This is a genomic window from Kroppenstedtia sanguinis, assembly GCF_050433445.1.
GTDB classification, from domain to species: Bacteria; Bacillota; Bacilli; order Thermoactinomycetales; family DSM-45169; genus Kroppenstedtia; species Kroppenstedtia sanguinis.
Window position 1 is genome coordinate 1 of sequence record NZ_JBNPXF010000035.1, and the last position, 18010, is coordinate 18010.

Sequence of the window (18010 nt, forward strand, 5' to 3'; positions counted from 1 at the left end):
TTAAATTGTAGTAGTGCCTGTGGTGCTTCCTTAGTCTAGAGCTTCAGCTCTTTTAAATTGTAGTAGTGCCTGTGGTGCTTCCTTAGTCTAGAGCTTCAGCTCTTTTAAATTGTAGTAGTGCCTGTGGTGCTTCCTTAGTCTAGAGCTCCAGCTCTTTTAAATTGTAGTGCCCGTGGCGCAAAGGTCACTTTGGTAGTACACGACTCCCTCCACCGCCCATTTTTTGGTTAATCAATAGCCCTGGCTGTTGTTCATTTCTCTTCCCACACTTTGAGAAACAGGTAAGGATTGATCGTCTCCCGTTTGGGGGAGAAGGTGCTTTCCCGGACATAGATGCCCAAGTGCAGATGGGGGGCAAACTGGCCTGTCGTTCCTTCAGGGCCGTATCCGCTGTCCCCGACGTATCCGATCACCTGCCCCTTCTTCACCTGGGACCCGGTTTCGATCCCATCAGCATACTTGGATAGGTGGGCATAGTAGAATGAGATCTGGGGATGGTCTGTATCCAGAATGGTGAGGCGCCAGCCCCCTAACTGGTTCCACCCTTTCGAGACGACCCGTCCGTCACCGACGGAATGGATCGGAGTTCCTTTCTTAGCCATGAGATCAGTTCCCTCATGAGGCCGTTCTCCACCGTAACTGCGGCTGGCTCCCCAAGTGTCTCCATAGCTGATCTCGGCGTTCTCCGCAAAGGGGAACTGATAAGATTCCCCTAGAGGGGCGGCAGCCCAATCGTAGGAGGTTGCCAACTGCAAAATTTGCTCCGCTTTTTTCTCCGACATCTCCTTTCGGATCACTTCCCGAATCTGATATTCACTGGGTCGGTCCGTTTCCGTTGCTCGCCGGATCTTTTTCACCCGTTGCTGAAGGGTGTTTCGGTTCACCCCCTGGTACTCCCTTTCCACCTCATCCCAAGCGGCGAGGTAAGGCCAAGGGATGCCCGAAGATTGACTGACCTCTAGATATTCCGGAGCCAGTTTCACCGGAACCTTGATCTCGGGAATCGGAATCGTCTGGGTCTGATCGTAGACCAGAAGCGCACCCGCCACCAGAGCGATCAGCAGGAGCACGCGGAAGAACCACTTCATCCTCTTCCTCCTGTTCAGGGAAATATTTTATAACAGGGCTGTTGATTACCCATAGGAACGAATCGATCCTTTCGCTTTTCCCATTGCCCCCCATCGTAAAAATCGCTTGGGGGGACGGGGATGGTGGAAGGGCTACGATCTCTTGCTAAGAGCGCAAAGGTTCTTCGCCTTCCCACCATCCCGACCTTAGTTCTTACCTAAAATATGGCGAATCAACACGCCTGATATGATGATCGATCATCCCACAGGGATCATGCTGAGGGAGACTCGTTCTCGTTCCGTATCCACTTGAAGCACCCAGACATCCACCACATCACCGACTCCGACGAGATCCATCGGATGCTGGACAAAGCGATCGCTCATTTTGGAGATATGGACCAAGCCGTCATTTTTGAGACCGATATCCACAAAGGCGCCAAAATCAACGACATTGCGAACGGTTCCCTTTAACTGCATCCCTTCCTTCAGGTCCTCCAATTGCAATACGTCGGAGCGCAGTACAGGAGCCGGTAGCTCTTCCCGTGGATCCCGGCCGGGACGATGCAGGGCATCGAGGATATCTCGCAGAGTGGGGACACCACAACCCAAGACTTCGGCCATGTTCTCCACATTTACCTGTCGCAGTGCTTCTTTTAAATCCGAGGTTCCAATCGCCTCGGGAGTGCTTCCCAACTCCTGGAGCAGGGACTCCACCACCGGGTAAGACTCGGGGTGAATCGGTGTCTTATCCAGAGGGTTGTCCCCATCCGTCACTCGCAAAAAACCGATACACTGTTCATAGGTTTTGGCCCCTAGACGAGGCACTTTTTTCAGCTGGTTTCGGTCCGTGTACCGTCCTTCTTCTTCCCTTTTTTTGATGATGTTCTTGGCCACGGTGGTGTTGACACCGGAAACATATTGCAACAGGGAGACCGAAGCTGTGTTGACATCGACACCGACATGGTTGACCGCTGACTCTACCACAGTGGACAGGCTTTCTACCAATCGCTTCTGGGACACATCGTGCTGATACTGTCCTACACCCACCGCCTTGGGTTCAATTTTCACCAGTTCCGCGAGGGGGTCCTGTAGGCGGCGGGCGATGGAGATGGCACTCCGCTGGGCTACATCCAGATCCGGGAACTCCTCCCGGGCCAGTTTAGAAGCGGAATAGACGCTGGCCCCCGCCTCATTGACGATGATGTAGTAAACCTGCCGCTCCCAGCGCCGAATCAATTCTGCAATAAAGGATTCCGTCTCTCTGGAGGCGGTTCCGTTGCCAATAGCGATAATATCGATATCGTATTGTTCCACCAGCCGGGATACCACCTCACCGGCCTCTTTCACTTTGTTCTGAGATAGAGTGGGAAAGATGACGCCTACATGATGCATCTTTCCCGTTTCGTCCACCACCGCCAACTTGCAACCCGTACGATACGCCGGATCCACCCCGAGCACCTTTTTCCCTCGGATCGGGGGTTGCAACAACAGGTTCCGCAGATTTTCAGAAAAAATATGGATCGCTTGCTCTTCCGCCTCTTCCGTCATCGTCGAACGGATCTCCCGCTCGATGGAAGGAGCGATCAACCGTTTGTAAGCATCTTCCGCCGTTTCTGTCAAATACCGATGAGGATGTTTCGACAGATGACGTTCCAGGTGGTCCAGCACCCGCTCTGCCCCTTCCACCTCCAAGCGGACTTTAAGAATCCCTTCTCGTTCCCCTCGATTTACAGCCAGCACGCGGTGAGAAGGCATTTTGCGGACCGGTTCCTTGTAGTCGTAGTACATTTCATATACGGAGCGCTCATCGGCCGTTTTGGCCTCCGTGACCAATTCACCCCGCTTCCAATGAAAGTCCCGGACCCATCTGCGAATCTCAGGATCATCAGCCAATTCTTCCGCCAGGATGTCCATCGCACCCTGCAAAGCCTCCTGCACCGTGCCCACTTCTTTCTCCGGGTCGATGAAAGAACTCGCTTTCTCCTCCGCCTCTGTCTCACTTGGGATCTGTCGCAGAAACTCCGCCAGTGGGGCCAGCCCTCGCTCCCGTGCCTGTGAGGCCCGGGTTTTCCGCTTGGGGCGATAGGGACGGTAAAGATCTTCTACGGTCTGCAATTTCACGGCAGATTCGATCTTTTTTCGTAACTCGTCAGTCAGCTTGCCTTGTTCATCGATCAGCCGGATCACTTCTTCTTTCTTTTGCTCCAGCTGGATCAGGTATTTGTTTCTTTCTTCAATCCCGCGAAGTTGTTCTTCATCCAGTTCTCCCGTCATCTCTTTCCGGTAACGGGCGATAAACGGAATCGTATTTCCCTCTTCCATCAAATGTACGGCCGTTTCCACTCGGGCCGTCTCCAGACTGAGTTCGTCGGCAATCGCTTGGAATCGTTCTTTTTCTTCCATACCTGCCTCCGTTTTTGGATAAGGTTTTGCTTACCTATTCTACCCCTTTGCCTGTAACGGGGCAATTTACCTCACATCCGTGCATCGAGATTCGGGTTGAGGTAAAGTGATAGAAAAGGGGATATCACAACCCGACAACGAACAGGAGGATCCATCACATGAGTTCGATCCAGCAGCAGATCATCGCAGACTTACACGTGAAGCCCGTCATTGATCCCGACGAGGAAGTCAGGATGCGAGTAGAGTTCATCAAAGAGTACGTGAAAGCCACCTCCACGAGGGGACTGGTGCTCGGAATCTCCGGTGGGCAGGATTCCACCTTGGCGGGCAGACTGGCCCAACTGGCAATGGAGCAATTGCGAAAGGAGAGCGGAAAAGAGTTTCGGTTCATCGCCTTGCGCCTTCCCTATGGGATGCAAAAGGACGAAGCCGATGCGCAACAGGCAATGCGATTTATTCAACCTGACGAGACTTTCACTTTCAATATCCAAAGCGCTGTGGACGGGTCCGTCCAAGCCTACCAGGATGCTACCGGCCAGTCTCTCCCTGACTTTGTCAAGGGCAATGTCAAAGCTCGGGAGCGGATGATCGCCCAGTACCAGATCGCGGGAGCTCGCAACCTCCTGGTGGTGGGAACCGACCACGCTGCTGAAGCGGTCACCGGTTTTTTCACCAAGTACGGGGATGGAGGCTGTGATCTGGTCCCCCTATACGGACTGAACAAACGGCAGGGAAAACAGCTGTTGAAACATCTGGGAGCCGCCTCTTCCCTCTACATGAAGGCTCCGACGGCAGACCTTTTGGATGAACAGCCGGGACGCTCCGATGAAGAAGAGTTGGGGATCACCTATGAGCAAATCGATGACTACCTGGAGGGAAAAGAGGTAGAAGCAGACGTAGTGGCACGCATCCAACAAAAATATCTCTCTTCCCGTCACAAGCGCACCACCCCCACCTCCCCCTTCGATCATTGGTGGAAAACGAAATAAAGAGGGAGCGGCCTGCAGCCGTTTCCCTCTTTTTTCGTGGAATCAGTTCACATGAATGTAATTGCTGACTGAACCTGCAGGGATAGTCCGTTTAGAGAAAGCATAGCGTTGATAGTTGTATTCCTCGATGGTGATGGTGGAACCGTTGACTGCAGTCACGTAGGCGACATGACCAAATGTACCGCTCGCCCCGGAAGCACCAGCGTTAAACTGGGCGACTGCTCCAACTGCAGGCTGATTGTTCACACGCATCCCGATGCGGCGGGCATTGTTGGCCCAGTTGGTCGCATTTCCAAAATGACCTCCGCGCATATGGTTGGTAAAGTGGTAACCCCTTTGATTGATTCGCCAAGCGACAAAGGACGTGCATTGCCGGTTGTAGAAGCCCCAGGGATCCACTCCTGCCACACTAGCATATTTATAGGGGTACAGGGAGGCATCCACCAGGGTCAGCGAATCAATCTGAGCTTTGAGATTGCTTTCTTTAGAGCCGAGAGACGCCAGTTCCTTTTTGGTTTTTTCAATCTCCACTTGGATCTTGTCGTAGATCTTGCGGGCATCCTTCGCCTCTTCCTTCTGTTCCTTCGCCAAGGTGGCTTGTTTCTTCTTCAACTCTTCGTGTTTCAAGCGAATATTGTTATACTTGTCGAAAAGCTCCCGATCCCGGATCAGAATCATCCGAAGCACTTCAAACCGTTGCAAAAATTCACCGAAGCTCCCGGCTTCAAACAGCGCTCGCATCGACCCCATTTCTCCATTTTCATACATCAAGCGGACACGACCTTTGAATCGCTCCTCGTAGAGTTTCAGTTTTTCGGAGTTCTTTTTTGTCTCTTTCTCCGCCTTTTGTATTTTCTTATTGGTGTCGGCGATCTTTTTCTCCAAGTTTTCTACTTTCTCTCTGTGAGGCTTGATCTTGTCCATCAGTTTGTCGATGGTTTCTTGGGCCTCTTTCTTTTGTTCCTTTACGTTTTCCAGTTCCTCTTTTTTGGAACCCACATTGTCTTCAGCATAGACTCCCGCTGGAATCACTCCGGTGATCAAGACCGTAGAGGCTACGCCGACCAACAATATACGCTTTATAGAGATAACCATCACCTCACCCGTCAAACGTTTCCTCTTGAAATAACGAAAGGACAGACCCTTCGGTTTCCCATCCCCGACAAAATTATACTTTCGGAGTATACATCCGATACTTCTCGTCTGTTTAGCAGACAGCCTTGTTTACGATCTTAACAATCCCTTCTCTTCCTGTCACGAAAAACTAAAGAAAAGGGAGTTGAACCCCGTCGTTTTCCGGGATATCTTTATATGGAGAAGCAAGAAAGGAGTAGATTCTATGAATCCCAGCTCTCGCTCCCGTGCCGCCAAAGGATGGGTGCAACAGGTGGAAGGAGAATCCGCACGTCGAGTCCGCGATACCGTGACTGCAGAAGAGCCGATGGAAATCCGCTTGGTCTTCCCGCAGATCGCTGAACCGGTGCCCATCTCTGTTACCATGCGAACACCGGGGAATGATTTTGATCTGGCCAGCGGATTTTTGGTCACCGAAGGCATCTTGGATTCAAAAGATTCCATCCAATCTATCACTTACTGCAGGGATCCCGAGACCGATGGAGCGCAGCGATACAATATCGTGAACGTCAATCTGAGACCCGGGATCTCCGTCGAGTTGGAACGTCTAAGAAGAAACTTTTACACCAGCTCCAGTTGCGGAGTATGCGGAAAAGCCTCCCTGGAAGCGATAGAGGTCCGTGGCGTCAAACCTGTCCAGGGAGACTTCACCTTACCCGCCTCGCTCATCCCTCAGTTGGGAGAGACGCTTCGCCGTGAACAGGAAATCTTCGAAAAAACCGGCGGTCTTCATGCAGCAGGTTGGTTCGACCCCACGGGTCATCTCATCGCCCTCAGGGAGGATGTGGGCCGCCACAACGCGGTGGATAAGTTGATCGGTCACTTGTTTCTCAATCAGGGACTTCCTTTGACGGAAGGAATCCTGATGGTGAGTGGACGTACCAGCTTTGAAATCATGCAAAAGGCGGCGGTAGCCGGTATTCCCGTCGTCACCGCCGTCTCTGCTCCATCCAGCCTCGCCGTAGATGTGGCGAAGCAATTTGGGATCACCTTGATCGGGTTTGCCAGGGGAGAACGATTTAATATTTACACCGGAGGTAAACGGATCCGGGTCGGGGAATAGCCACTCCCATCCATAAAAAAACCGAGGTCTCAAACCATCGGCTTTTAAAAAAGAATCAAATGATTTCACTGGGTGCAACACGGATCGCTTCCCTCAGCTTCCCCAAGGCCCGGCGTTGCAAACGAGAAACATGCATTTGGGAGATTCCCAATTCATTCGCAGCTTGCTTCTGGCTCAGATTTTCAAAAAACGTCATCTGGATAATCGATTGCTCCCGGTCCGTCAACACCTGAAAAGCCTTTTTCAGGAGCAGTTGTTGGTCCACCTGCTCAAACCCGGCATCCCGGTTGCCCACGAGGTCGAGTAAGGTAATCTTGCTTCCTTCATTATTCGCTTCGATAGGACTGTCCACAGAGACGGCATTATAACTGCGGCCCATCTCCATCGTCTCCAATACCTCCTCGGCAGTAACATCGAGGTATTGGGAGATCTCATCCACCGAAGGGGACCTTTGATACTGGACCGTTAACTCCTCTGCAGCCTTCTTGATGCGCGGACCCAGTTCTTTAATGCGGCGAGGTACATGGACACTCCAGGTCTTGTCGCGAATATGGCGTTTGATCTCCCCCACGATGGTGGGTACAGCAAAGCTTTCAAAGCTTTTTCCGAAGTCCGGATCATACCGTTTCAACGCAGCCAGCAATCCGATCATCCCAACCTGAACCAAGTCTTCAAAGGACTCCGCTCCCTTTGTGAACTTAGAGGCCAAGGTTTCCACCAAGGGGGTGAATCGATCCACCAATACTTCCTGGATCCCTTCATCCGCCTCCTCTTGATAGCGGCGAATCAGGTCAGGAGTTTGTTCATCCATGGGATTCTGTCTTTGCGGGCGAGTTGACATCTCGATCCACCTCGTCCCTGTGAATAAACTTGGTAAGGGTGACCACGACGCCTTTTCCGACCTGGACGTCCACATGATCCATCAAGGTTTCCATCAAATGAAGACCCAGTCCTCGCTCCCGCATCGAGGTAAAGGGAAGGTGATTCTCAATCGGGCCGGATTTCTTTTTCACAGCTTCAATATCAAAGCTGTTCCCTTCATCCTTTACTCTGATTTCCAGTCGATCTCCAAAGATGCAGAACGTCACCTTGACGCACCCCTGGCATTCCAATTCTTTGTACGCATGGTCCACCGCATTGGTACAGGCCTCTGCTACAGCCAGTTTGATATCTTCAATATCGTCATAATGGAAACCCAGACGATTGGCAATCCCAGAGACAGTTAATCGGACCACCCCCACGTACTGTGCTTCGGCGGGAATGGTCAGTACGATATCCTTGGTCTGATTCATTCCAATCCGCTCCTCCTAAGCACCATTTTCTTCAATATCCATCACTTCAGTCAAGCCGGTGATACGAAACAGACGTTTCAGACGGGGACTCATCCCGGTAAGAACTAGCCGACCCTGCCTGGCGCGAAGCTGTTTATAAGCACCGATCAGCACGCCCAGAGCGGTACTGTCCATATACTCTACCTGTGACAGGTCCAGACGCACTTCACCTATCTTCTGGCACAGCGGCATCAATCTCTCACGAAGCTGTGGTGCAGTATATGCATCCACCTCACCTGAGACAATCAAAGTGATGATTTGCTCTGATTGTCTTTTTTCCTGGATTGATACATCCATCGCAAATTCCCTCCATCTAAAAGCCACATCTGAGGAGGTGAGAAGGGTGGAAAATGGGAAGAAAACTTAAAGTAACCGACATTACTGATCGCACCGGTCCCTTCCCTCGCCCATCCTGCCCCGCCTCTGATCCCTCCCCTCCACTTTACCCCGTCAGTCGGTTTTAAAACCTGACTTCAACCATCCGGTCAGGATTTCGGCCCAAGCCAGGTTTGGTTTAACTACCACTTACATAAAAAAGATGCGGTCCTGCCCGAGACCGCGACAACCACGTCGGAGACACTTCGCTCGTGATCTTACTGGGGCCATACACGACTCTCTCCGTTCCTGCTTCGGGGTTAATCAACCCCCTTGGGTCTGCGCAGTAACAGGATCGTCTGGTCATCTTTTAGTTGGTAATTGACCATTTCATACAGATCCTGCTGAATCGACTCCACCGCCTCTTGCGCTGGCAGGTGCAGATGGGATCGGATCAGTTCCTTGAGAGGTTCCCGACCGAGAAATTCTCCGTCGATCCGTGTCTCCGTCACTCCATCGGAAAAAAGGATCACGGTATCCCCTGGAGCTAGGTCCAGCCCGTACTCCTCATAGTCAATCCCCTCGGTGACACCTAGGACCAATCCCCCGGTATTTAAATCCTCAAAGTCTTCCTCTCGGTCTCTGTACAAAAACCCCGGTTCATGTCCGGCGGTGGCATACTGAAAATGATGGCGGTTGGTATCGTACACTCCATAGACCATCGTGATAAACATACTGGGATCCACATTTCTCTCCACCACAATGTTCAGACGACGCAGGATCTCCGACGGACCCGAAGAGTTGTCCATCTGATCCATGGCATATTTGATCATGGACATACAAAGGGCGGCGGGAATCCCCTTTCCGATAATATCCGAAAGTGCCACTCCGATAGATCCTCCGCCATGGTTGACAAAATTATAATAATCCCCGCTCATCCGTTGTGCCGGAACACTGACCACGCCCACGTCCAGATCTGGAGTGTCCGGGGGGGCATCAGGAAGAAGGGTTTGTTGCATCCCGACAGCGATCTCGATCTCATACTCCAGCTCCCGCTGGCGATGGAGAAGATTCTCATGTTCCCGGAGGGCGGCTCCGTATCCGATCATCATTTCAATCAAAGGATTAAATGAGTGCTGGACTTCTTCCGGCAGATGCGGCAAATGTTCTTTGACTACCTCCGCGTGCATACTGACGATTTCCTCCGGCGGGATTTTCTGCTCTATCATCCACTTACTCATCTGCTGAGCCTCATACAACTGATCTTCCTGCCGGTCCGATAAATAAGAGTTGAGTAGCTGCCGATAACGCTCAATCATTTCATCGTTCATGGTAGCCTTCCTCCATATGGAAACCACATTTGGGAGGTGAGAGATGAGAAATGAGCGGCGCAAAAAAATGCAACCCGATCACTAACCTCCCCTCTCTCATCCGAAGCGTCCACCCCTTCATTATACAACTGCACATACAAAAAAGGAGATGCCAGTTCGCACCTCCCGGTCACCTGCTGTCGGGTCAAAAATCGATCAAACCCAGACTGATATTAAGTGCCTCATTCACCCGCATCATCATCTCTTCATCCAGATGGGTGATCTTATCCGTAAGTCGTTGTTTATCTATGGTTCTGATTTGTTCCAAGAGAATGACTGAATCCCGGTCAAACCCATAATTCCTGGAATCGATTTCCACATGAGTGGGGAGTTTCGCCTTCTGGATTTGGGCAGTAATCGCGGCGACGATCACAGTGGGGCTGAACCGGTTCCCAATGTTGTTTTGTATCACCAGAACAGGTCGAACCCCACCTTGTTCAGATCCGACCACTGGAGAGAGATCGGCAAAATAGACATCGCCACGTTTGACAATCAAAGGAATTACACCCCACTAACCAGACGAATCGTTGTACCATCTGCCTCTTCTTCCGCTTCAAAGGACTCCGACGCGATATTCAGATTGATCTTGGCCATCTCCATGTAACCCTGTTGCATCATTTCGCGAATCAATCGCTTTTTCCGTTCATAAAGATATAGCTTCATGGCTTGGCGAACAAATTCACTCCGATTGGAGTTTTCCTTCTCCACCATCCCATCCACTTCCTGAAGCAATTGCTGAGGTAAGCTAATCATGATTCTCTTTGTCTCTGACAACGTACGCACCCCCAACAAATCATCACCGTTGGCGATTTATCTAATCAATACTACCATTATGATAAACCTGATGCAAAAATATACTTGAGCTCACGCCGCCTCCATCCCGGATCTCCGCCGATCAGGACTTTTGGACGGTTTAGGGGACAATATTAATTTATTCGCTCTCCATCCCAAAATTCCTTCCTCAAGGGGATTCTTTTCCCTCTGGCGGAAGCAAGGGAGCGATCCCAAGGGGGTTGTTCACATGTACGACCTGGCCCGATTGAAGATAGAGCCTGGGGATTCGGTGGCCCAGCATACAGGTGATTTCATAGGAGATGGTTCCGAGGAGATTCGCCACCTCGTCCACATGGATCTCTTCGTTTCCCTGCTTTCCATAAAGAACCACCTCATCCCCCACCTTCACCGGCATCGCCGATGTGACATCCAACATCGTCTGGTCCATGCAGACCCTTCCGATCACGGGCACCCTCTGCCCCTGAACCAAAGCCATCCCCCGATTGGAAAGCTGACGACTGTATCCGTCAGCGTAACCGATGGGAATCGTGGCGATCCATTGATCCCCGTTGACCCTGGCCGTCTTCCCGTAGCTGATGCCCATCCCGGCGGGAGGACGCTTGAGATGGATGATCCGGGTCTTCAGCGTCAAGGCGGGATCAAGAGAAACCTCCATCCGGTTCACCTGTGTCGAAGGATAGTAGCCATACATGCTGATCCCCAACCGGATCATGCCATGGGACCATTCCGGCAGGTCGATGGCGGCAGCACTGTTGGCACAGTGGATCAAGGGGATTCGGATTCCCCTCGCCTGTAACTGTTGGAGTACCCGCAAAAAACGACCATGCTGCTCCATGGCGTAACTCTTGTCTATCTCATCAGCAGTCGCGAAATGAGTAAATATTCCCTCCACCGTCAATCGAGAATCTCGAACCCACCGTTCGGCAAAGGAGACGGCGGCATCTTCCCACAGGCCGATCCGGCCCATTCCAGTGTCCACTTTGATATGAAGCCGGGCCTGATAACCCGTGTGGGCTGCCACTTGGGCAATCTTCTCCATTCCCACCTCATTGAAGACCGTCAGGGAGATCCCAGCTTGGAGGGCTGGTTCGATTCCCCGCTCGGGGATCTCTCCAAACACCAAAATCGGGGCCGTAATCCCCGCTGCCCGCAACTCCAAAGCCTCGTCCAAAAAAGCGACAGCCAAGTCAGTGGCTCCGGCAGCCAAAGCTGCTTGGGAGACCGGAACGGAACCATGACCATACCCATCCGCTTTGACTGCCGCCATCAGCCGGCAACCACCAGGTAGACGACGACGAAATTGACTCACATTATGGGCGATCGCGTCCAGATCGATGAGGGCCACCGTATCGCGAAAATATCGATTACTCTTTTCCATCGGACTTGTTCCTAGATCGATACAGTTTTAATTGCACATTCAGAGTTTCCAAAAAAGGATCGCTGACCAGAATTGGGGTCTCCTTGCCATGGATTTCATAGAGATAGGGAAGATTATAACTAGGCTTCACTTGAGAAAGGGAGACTTCTTTCCATTTCCCCTTCATCTGCATCACCAACCGGTCCGAATATAAAATATATCTGGGCTGGAAGATCGCTCGGTACAAGGCGGGCAAGCCGGCCATGACGATCATCGCCCACAGGAGGAGGGCGATGACAAAGGGAGCCGATCTCAGCTCAAAGAAGGGCAACATCGCCAACAGGCCGACCAGAAACACTCCAACCTCCCCCAGACGCAAGCCCCGGCTCTTCCGGTAAAGCAGTACAGTGAAACGGGTAGACTCGTCGCGGATCGCTTCCTCGTCCATCTCGTTCTCCTTTTCCTTCAAAGCGATTTATCACGAATATCATACAATAGGGTGGACTCGGATTGCAAAACTTCTAAAGAGTGCTTCCGAAGGGGATGGACAAACTCGCAACCATTTTCATCTTCTCTTTCATCCTATCATTCGACTCCGACTTTTCAAGAATAACCTAGGGTCCATCTGGTGTTAGATTTTCCCTCTTCCACAAAAAAACAACCGCCACCGAGGGTGGCGGGCGAGTCACTTATCCTTCTGTTCAAAAACGGAGCGAGCGATTTGTGCCATCTGGGATTCTGTCAGTTCCCCCAGGAGTTCAAAATCTACACCCTCATAGGTCCAAGAGAGATGTCTCTTTCCGTCCATGTCCAGAAAAACTCCCATCGTTTCTCCCAAGTCGAGAGGCTTCCCGTAAGCCTGCAGGCTGGCATCCACTGCCTCTGGCCGCTTTTGCGTCAAGGTGAAAGGTTTTTTGCCTTTGTAACGCATAATCACCCGCTTTCCCTCTGGGGTCTCCACCGTGGTTTCATCCGCCAGCCGGCACCCTTCCGGGATCCAAGCGGGAGCGACCGCATTCACCTCTTTTTCCTTTCCTTTTTTCTCTTTCTTAGCCAGAGTGGGGACAGTTCTGCCAGCATAGCCGGTCATATTCCGTTCCATGTCAAAGGCATTCTTGTCAAAGGAAGCCCCTTCATCAAATTTATCAAAGGTGATCTCCACCAATACCTGATCCTCTTCATTGAGCACTTCCACTTTTTTCGGATGATAGTCCCGATCCATCCGGATGCGTTGTCGGTTCATCGATTTGTTCTGACTGTAATTGGCCTGGACATCAAACTGGTATTCCTTTTCATTGCTGGTGATTTTGCGGGAAGAATCATCGACAATGCTTTTCAGCAACGATTGATACAGATATACCTGACCACCCCCGTTCTCCGGCCAATCACTCTGAAAACGGAAACTCTTCTCCAGATGGGGAGTCAAGACAAAGACGCCTTCGTCATTCCTGAGGAGAATCTGGGTAACATCTTTTTTGGTGTTTTTAAGGGAAACACGATAAAAATGAGGCTTTTTGTACCAGACCTCCACATCATATTTCTGAGGAGCGGTCCCGGAATGAATCACCATCTGGCCATGGCTTTTGTATCCTTCCATCTTGTCCGTCATCTTGGACAGATCCTTCACGATTTGATCTGGGCTTTTCTCACCACAGCCGCTGAGGGCAGCTGCGACCACCATGACGACGACGATTACCCACGCGGTCCGACGCATTTCATCATCCCTTTCCCTGTGGGAGCGGGGGCCGCCCGGTTCCCAAGAGATGTGTCGGTCGGGCACGGGCACGATCAATGAATCTGATGGATAGCTCTCCCGAGATGATGGATCACATCGGAAGCGAGGACGGAGTGAGCCGAAGCGACTGTGGCCAACCGGCCCGCCGAACTATGGAGGTAAACTCCCAGGGAAACTGCACTCTCTACTGGAATCCCCCGGGCCAACCCTCCTCCCAGAATTCCTGTGAGCACATCCCCGGACCCGGCTTTGGCTAGGGCGGGAGACGATTCGGGGTGAATCACTTGCTGGCCGTCAGGAAAAGCGATCACAGTAAAGGTCCCCTTCAACACCGTTGTCACCCCATATCTTTCCGCCACATCCACTGCCACCTGATGCCGGGAAGACTCCACTTCCTCCACAGAGATTCCCAACAGACGGGCCATCTCTCCAGGATGGGGGGTCAACACCGTTGGTCCCTGTCGTTGTTCCAGAAACGACAGGTCACCAGAGAGAATATTGAGTCCATCAGCATCCAGCACCACTGGGACAGATACTTCCCGGAGCAATCTTTCTAGCCAAGTCTTCTCCCTTGTAAATCGGCCCAGACCGGGACCGACGGCAACGGCGGTGAATCGAGGCGCCCTCTCTTCCCAATCTGGGGGAAATGCCCCGGAAAAACCACCTTCCGGTCCATCGGGCCAACCCCAGATCAAGGGCTCCGTCACTTTGGCAGCCAGGGGCCCCACCTGCCCATGGGGGACACCCAAAGTCGTCATCCCGACTCCGAATCGAAGGGCGGCCATTCCGGAGAGGGCGGCAGCCCCCAGCATGCCCTGGGACCCACCCAGTACCAAGAGGTGACCATGGGACCCTTTATGACTCCAGGGAGATCGGGGAGATAGATGTTTCTCCCACAGAGACGGCTGGTTGAGCTGGGCCCGGGGTGGATTCTCTGTCACTACCGCTGGAGGAATTCCGATGTCGACCACTTTCAGCTCCCCCCGATATTCAGCGGCAGGACGCAGGTAATGACACCACTTCGCAGCAGCAAAGGTGACCGTCAGATCCGCTCGGATCGCCTCTCCGAGCACGGCCCCCGTGTCAGTATCCACCCCACTCGGGATGTCTACAGCGAGCACAAACCCTTGACAAGTCCGATTGACTTGGTGGATCAAGGTCCGAACAGGCTCCCGCAACTCTCCCCGCACACCAGTCCCCAGCAGTGCATCCACCACCACATCGGCGGTGCCGATCCACTTCTCCGACTCATTTTTACCTACGATAGGAATTCCCATCTGCCGGCAAACCCCGTAAAAAGTCTGCGTCTCCGGAGACATCTTCTCCACCTGTCCCAGATGGCCAATCGAAACCTCCCAGCCGGCAGCAGCCAAGTGTCGGGCGATAACAAAGCCGTCCCCACCGTTATTGCCCGAACCGGCCAAAACCACAGCCTTCTTCGCTTCCGGAAAGCGTTCCAGCAATGCGCGGGCAGCCTCTCGACCCGCATTTTCCATCAGAACCATCCCCGGCAAACCCATCCTGTCGATGGTGCACCGGTCCAGATCGCGCATCTCCTGTGCAGTGCAGAGATACAAATAACTCCCCTCCCAACCGCGTTATAACTATATGACCGGACCTGTCCGGATATGCAGACAAGGATGACAGGCGATCCGGGACTATCCGCCTTCCACAACCACAAAGGCGAGGGCATGCTCCTCACTGTGAGTGATGGAAAGATGGATGGTAACATCTTGCTCCCATCCGAACCCCTTCAACACTTCAGGAGCCATCCGCACCCAAGGTTTTCCCTTGACGTCATTAAAAATTTCGATCTCCCGAAAGCTGAGCTGTCCTCCAATTCCGGTTCCTGTCGCTTTGGCTACCGCCTCTTTGGCGGCAAAACGACCGGCGAGCCATTCCCCCCGACGTTGATTTGAGTCCGGCAACCACGCCAGCTCTTCTTTGGAAAGAATCCGCTCAGCCAATCGCCTAAGTCCCACACGGCGAATCCGGGAAATCTCAGCCAAATCCGTACCGATTCCCAGGATCATTCTCTGTTCCCCCCTGTCTTTATTTTACATCCCACCTGAAGGTGAGGGAGGCCACTGTGAAGGAAACCACTAGCCAGGCCGTCAGCACGATCGCCGGAGTCGCCGTCTGAGCCAAGGTGGCCCCCTCATTCATTACCGCCCGGAGAGCATCAGTTAGATAACCGATGGGGATCGCTTTCACGATCGGTTGCAAAATCCCTGGCAGATCCCGTACGGGAAAGAAAATACCACCGACAAAGATCATCGGAAATGAGATCATACCTGCAATCGGGCCTGCACTTTCCGGAGTTCGGGTCAGACTGGCAATGATAAAGCCGATGGACATAAAGGTGAGTGTCCCCAACAGCAAGAACATGAGGAGCAACAACCAAGACCCGTAGACATGGACTCCGTAGACCATATAAGCCACCAGGATCACTAGCACCGCCTGCAGACTGTTCAACATCACTCGGGCCGTAATCTGGGCGGCGATAAAGGTGGAGCTTTTCAATGGAGTCCCCTGCATCCGGCGCAAGATCCCCCGCTCCCGCCAGGAAGCGATAGTACCCGCCACTCCATTTAGATTATTGCTCAAGATCATCACAGACAAAATTCCTGGAACCAAAAAGTCGATATAATCCAAGGGTTGCGTCTGAATGTTGACTACTTTCATCCCCACGGAAGGCTGATAGTTTACCGCCTCCTGGTTGAGTCGATCTACCGCATCCCGGACCACCGTCGCCCCCATTTGGGAAACCGTCGGATTGCTCGAATCCAGATAGAGAGAAACCAACGTGGAAGCATCTTTGGCTCCTTTGTCTCCGTCTTCGGCGGAACGCAGGCGTTCCCCCAAACCCTTTTTCAACACAACCAAGGCTTGGGCTTCTCCCTTTTTCACTTGGGACAACCCTTCAGAGCGAGTGGTGTTTACCGTCGTAAAAGTTTTAGTTAAGGACTTCACCAGGGTCCGGGAGGCAGTCGTATCGTCTTCATCTGCCACAGCCACCGTCAACTGAAACTGATCTGTTCCCTTTCCCATAAAGGTACCCAGGGCCAGGATAATCAAGATAGGAAGAACTAATGACCAGATAATGGTGTTCTTATTCCGTAGAAAGAGCAGCAATTGCGCCCACGTCAATCGCCAATAGGCTTTCATCGGTCAGCCAGCCTCTTTCCCGTATGTTCCAAAAAGACATCTTCCAAGGTGGCCGTCCGTGTCCGGAGCCCTTTTAGTGTCAGCCCCGTCTCACCTGCCAAGGGAATCAACTCTGCCAGGGTTCCCCGCAGATTATCCGTCGGCAGCAGAGTGAGCCCATCACCGGTGTGCTTCACATCCTTCACTCCGCTCAATCCACGCAGGGAGGCTTCTGGAACCCCCTCCTCCGTCACGAACTCCACCATACTCTCTGAAGCCAATTCCCGGATCAAACCCGCCGGAGTATCCAGCGCGATCACCCGGCCGGAATCCATAATCGCCACCCGATCACACAGTTGTTCCGCTTCTTCCATATAGTGAGTGGATAGAAAAATCGTCCGTCCCTCCCCTTTTAAGCGGAAAATAATTTCCCACAAATCACGACGGGCCTGGGGGTCCAATCCAGTCGTGGGTTCGTCCAGGAAGATCACCCGCGGATCGTGAACCACCGCCAGTGCAATCGCCAGTCGCTGCCGCTGACCGCCGGAGAGGTGTTTCACTAGGGTTTTTTCTTTCTCTACTAGATCGAAATCCTTCAACAACTCCCCCACCCCTCGCATGTTCCGATAAAAGCTGCCATAAAGGAGAATGCTCTCCCGGGTGGTCAGGTGGTCAAACAGAGCCGTGGACTGAAGTTGGATCCCGATCAGCTCTTTGACCTCCTTCGGTTTGCGAAGGGCATCCACCCCAAACAGATGGATCTGTCCGGCATCCGGTTTCCTCAAGCCCTCCATGATCTCCATAGTGGTGGTTTTCCCTGCACCGTTTGGTCCCAACAGACCGAACACCTCTCCCTCCGCCACTTCAAATCCCACGGCGTCCACTACCCGTTTGCCGCCATAGCTCTTCACTAGCTTGTCTACCCGTATCATGAGACCCTCCACTTATCCCTTCAAAATACCGGAAAAAAGTACCGATTTCATTCAGTATAGCACAACCCAAATCCGTCTCCCCAGGAGAGGAAAAGAGGTTGACAGCCAGGCGGCTGATTAGCCATATTTCAGATGAGGAGCCCGTGTTCTACCACGCGACTCTGCCATCCTAACAAGGAAGGGAAGACGATCCGCTCCGAATCTGACCATCGGGCAGGGGCAAAGCCGGGGCCCTTCTCCAGATTCTCCACTGGGTAGGATGGCCTCCTTGATTTCAGATTGTAGTGCCTATGGTACTTCCTTAATTTAGGGCTTCAGCCCTTTTGGATTGTAGTGCCTATGGTACTTCCTTAATTTAGGGCTTCAGCCCTT

Annotated in this window: 18 protein-coding genes; 2 read left to right on the forward strand and 16 right to left on the reverse strand. The window is 52.4% G+C overall.

The window, feature by feature from the left end:
* Positions 1-251: 251 nt before the first annotated feature.
* Complete coding sequence (locus JOD24_RS15285; protein ID WP_380164765.1) at positions 252-1088, reverse strand: M23 family metallopeptidase; 837 nt, start codon at positions 1086-1088, stop codon at positions 252-254.
* Between the two features lie 237 nt (positions 1089-1325).
* Positions 1326-3470, reverse strand: a complete 2145-nt coding sequence (locus JOD24_RS15290) for a Tex family protein (RefSeq protein WP_380164767.1) — start codon at positions 3468-3470, stop codon at positions 1326-1328.
* 158 nt (positions 3471-3628) lie between these two features.
* On the opposite strand from JOD24_RS15290, the gene nadE reads away from it, so the two are divergent.
* Positions 3629-4459 (forward strand): NAD(+) synthase, encoded by an 831-nt coding sequence (nadE, locus tag JOD24_RS15295; RefSeq protein WP_380164769.1) that lies wholly within the window; start codon positions 3629-3631, stop codon positions 4457-4459.
* Between the two features lie 42 nt (positions 4460-4501).
* Here nadE and JOD24_RS15300 read toward each other — a convergent pair whose 3' ends face one another.
* Positions 4502-5569 carry a CHAP domain-containing protein gene (locus JOD24_RS15300; protein ID WP_429247286.1) on the reverse strand — a complete coding sequence of 356 codons (1068 nt, stop codon included), beginning with the start codon at positions 5567-5569 and terminating at the stop codon, positions 4502-4504.
* Between the two features lie 229 nt (positions 5570-5798).
* Here JOD24_RS15300 and fdhD point away from each other — a divergent pair, with 229 nt between their 5' ends.
* Positions 5799-6656: a formate dehydrogenase accessory sulfurtransferase FdhD gene (gene fdhD, locus JOD24_RS15305; protein ID WP_380164773.1), complete on the forward strand. Its 858-nt coding sequence runs from the start codon at positions 5799-5801 to the stop codon at positions 6654-6656.
* A 55-nt stretch (positions 6657-6711) separates the two neighbouring features.
* On the opposite strand, the gene sigB is transcribed toward fdhD, so the two are convergent.
* The 13 genes from sigB to JOD24_RS15370 form a co-directional block, all read right to left on the reverse strand.
* The gene (gene sigB, locus JOD24_RS15310; RefSeq protein ID WP_380164775.1) at positions 6712-7497 is read right to left on the reverse strand and encodes an RNA polymerase sigma factor SigB; all 786 of its coding nucleotides are present in this window, start codon (positions 7495-7497) and stop codon (positions 6712-6714) included.
* Positions 7460-7948 (reverse strand): anti-sigma B factor RsbW, encoded by a 489-nt coding sequence (gene rsbW / locus JOD24_RS15315; RefSeq protein ID WP_380164777.1) that lies wholly within the window; start codon positions 7946-7948, stop codon positions 7460-7462. Before rsbW ends, sigB begins: the two co-directional genes overlap by 38 nt.
* A gap of 15 nt (positions 7949-7963) precedes the next feature.
* Positions 7964-8284: an STAS domain-containing protein gene (locus JOD24_RS15320; protein WP_380164779.1), complete on the reverse strand. Its 321-nt coding sequence runs from the start codon at positions 8282-8284 to the stop codon at positions 7964-7966.
* Between the two features lie 338 nt (positions 8285-8622).
* Complete coding sequence (locus tag JOD24_RS15325; RefSeq protein ID WP_380164781.1) at positions 8623-9633, reverse strand: PP2C family protein-serine/threonine phosphatase; 1011 nt, start codon at positions 9631-9633, stop codon at positions 8623-8625.
* Positions 9634-9817: 184 nt separating this feature from the next.
* Positions 9818-10168 carry a type II toxin-antitoxin system PemK/MazF family toxin gene (locus JOD24_RS15330; protein ID WP_380164783.1) on the reverse strand — a complete coding sequence of 117 codons (351 nt, stop codon included), beginning with the start codon at positions 10166-10168 and terminating at the stop codon, positions 9818-9820.
* 5 nt (positions 10169-10173) lie between these two features.
* Complete coding sequence (locus JOD24_RS15335; protein WP_040388319.1) at positions 10174-10425, reverse strand: CopG family ribbon-helix-helix protein; 252 nt, start codon at positions 10423-10425, stop codon at positions 10174-10176.
* 208 nt (positions 10426-10633) lie between these two features.
* Entirely contained in the window at positions 10634-11845 is a 1212-nt protein-coding gene (gene alr, locus JOD24_RS15340) for an alanine racemase (RefSeq protein ID WP_429247287.1), read from the reverse strand.
* A complete protein-coding gene (locus tag JOD24_RS15345; RefSeq protein ID WP_429247288.1) occupies positions 11832-12272 on the reverse strand; it encodes a hypothetical protein in 441 nt (146 codons plus the stop codon). Before JOD24_RS15345 ends, alr begins: the two co-directional genes overlap by 14 nt.
* 237 nt (positions 12273-12509) lie before the next feature.
* Complete coding sequence (locus tag JOD24_RS15350) at positions 12510-13538, reverse strand: LolA family protein (protein ID WP_380164789.1); 1029 nt, start codon at positions 13536-13538, stop codon at positions 12510-12512.
* A 74-nt stretch (positions 13539-13612) separates the two neighbouring features.
* Complete coding sequence (locus JOD24_RS15355) at positions 13613-15136, reverse strand: NAD(P)H-hydrate epimerase (protein ID WP_380164791.1); 1524 nt, start codon at positions 15134-15136, stop codon at positions 13613-13615.
* A gap of 81 nt (positions 15137-15217) precedes the next feature.
* Positions 15218-15592 carry a holo-ACP synthase gene (acpS, locus tag JOD24_RS15360; RefSeq protein WP_380164793.1) on the reverse strand — a complete coding sequence of 125 codons (375 nt, stop codon included), beginning with the start codon at positions 15590-15592 and terminating at the stop codon, positions 15218-15220.
* 19 nt (positions 15593-15611) lie between these two features.
* Positions 15612-16727 (reverse strand): ABC transporter permease, encoded by a 1116-nt coding sequence (locus tag JOD24_RS15365; protein ID WP_429247289.1) that lies wholly within the window; start codon positions 16725-16727, stop codon positions 15612-15614.
* Positions 16724-17638 carry an ABC transporter ATP-binding protein gene (locus JOD24_RS15370; RefSeq protein WP_429247290.1) on the reverse strand — a complete coding sequence of 305 codons (915 nt, stop codon included), beginning with the start codon at positions 17636-17638 and terminating at the stop codon, positions 16724-16726. Before JOD24_RS15370 ends, JOD24_RS15365 begins: the two co-directional genes overlap by 4 nt.
* Positions 17639-18010 lie beyond the last annotated feature (372 nt).

Bases quoted from the DNA above. Each gene is read 5' to 3' on its own strand.
- sigB (WP_380164775.1), bottom strand. From the start codon at position 7,497: ATGTCAACTCGCCCGCAAAGACAGAATCCCATGGATGAACAAACTCCT.
- JOD24_RS15350 (WP_380164789.1), bottom strand. From the start codon at position 13,538: ATGCGTCGGACCGCGTGGGTAATCGTCGTCGTCATGGTGGTCGCAGCT.
- JOD24_RS15325 (WP_380164781.1), bottom strand. From the start codon at position 9,633: ATGAACGATGAAATGATTGAGCGTTATCGGCAGCTACTCAACTCTTAT.
- acpS (WP_380164793.1), bottom strand. From the start codon at position 15,592: ATGATCCTGGGAATCGGTACGGATTTGGCTGAGATTTCCCGGATTCGC.
- fdhD (WP_380164773.1), top strand. From the start codon at position 5,799: ATGAATCCCAGCTCTCGCTCCCGTGCCGCCAAAGGATGGGTGCAACAG.
- JOD24_RS15335 (WP_040388319.1), bottom strand. From the start codon at position 10,425: ATGATTAGCTTACCTCAGCAATTGCTTCAGGAAGTGGATGGGATGGTG.
- JOD24_RS15370 (WP_429247290.1), bottom strand. From the start codon at position 17,638: ATGATACGGGTAGACAAGCTAGTGAAGAGCTATGGCGGCAAACGGGTA.
- JOD24_RS15285 (WP_380164765.1), bottom strand. From the start codon at position 1,088: ATGAAGTGGTTCTTCCGCGTGCTCCTGCTGATCGCTCTGGTGGCGGGT.
- JOD24_RS15320 (WP_380164779.1), bottom strand. From the start codon at position 8,284: ATGGATGTATCAATCCAGGAAAAAAGACAATCAGAGCAAATCATCACT.
- JOD24_RS15290 (WP_380164767.1), bottom strand. From the start codon at position 3,470: ATGGAAGAAAAAGAACGATTCCAAGCGATTGCCGACGAACTCAGTCTG.
- JOD24_RS15365 (WP_429247289.1), bottom strand. From the start codon at position 16,727: ATGAAAGCCTATTGGCGATTGACGTGGGCGCAATTGCTGCTCTTTCTA.
- alr (WP_429247287.1), bottom strand. From the start codon at position 11,845: ATGGAAAAGAGTAATCGATATTTTCGCGATACGGTGGCCCTCATCGAT.
- rsbW (WP_380164777.1), bottom strand. From the start codon at position 7,948: ATGAATCAGACCAAGGATATCGTACTGACCATTCCCGCCGAAGCACAG.
- JOD24_RS15345 (WP_429247288.1), bottom strand. From the start codon at position 12,272: ATGGACGAGGAAGCGATCCGCGACGAGTCTACCCGTTTCACTGTACTG.
- nadE (WP_380164769.1), top strand. From the start codon at position 3,629: ATGAGTTCGATCCAGCAGCAGATCATCGCAGACTTACACGTGAAGCCC.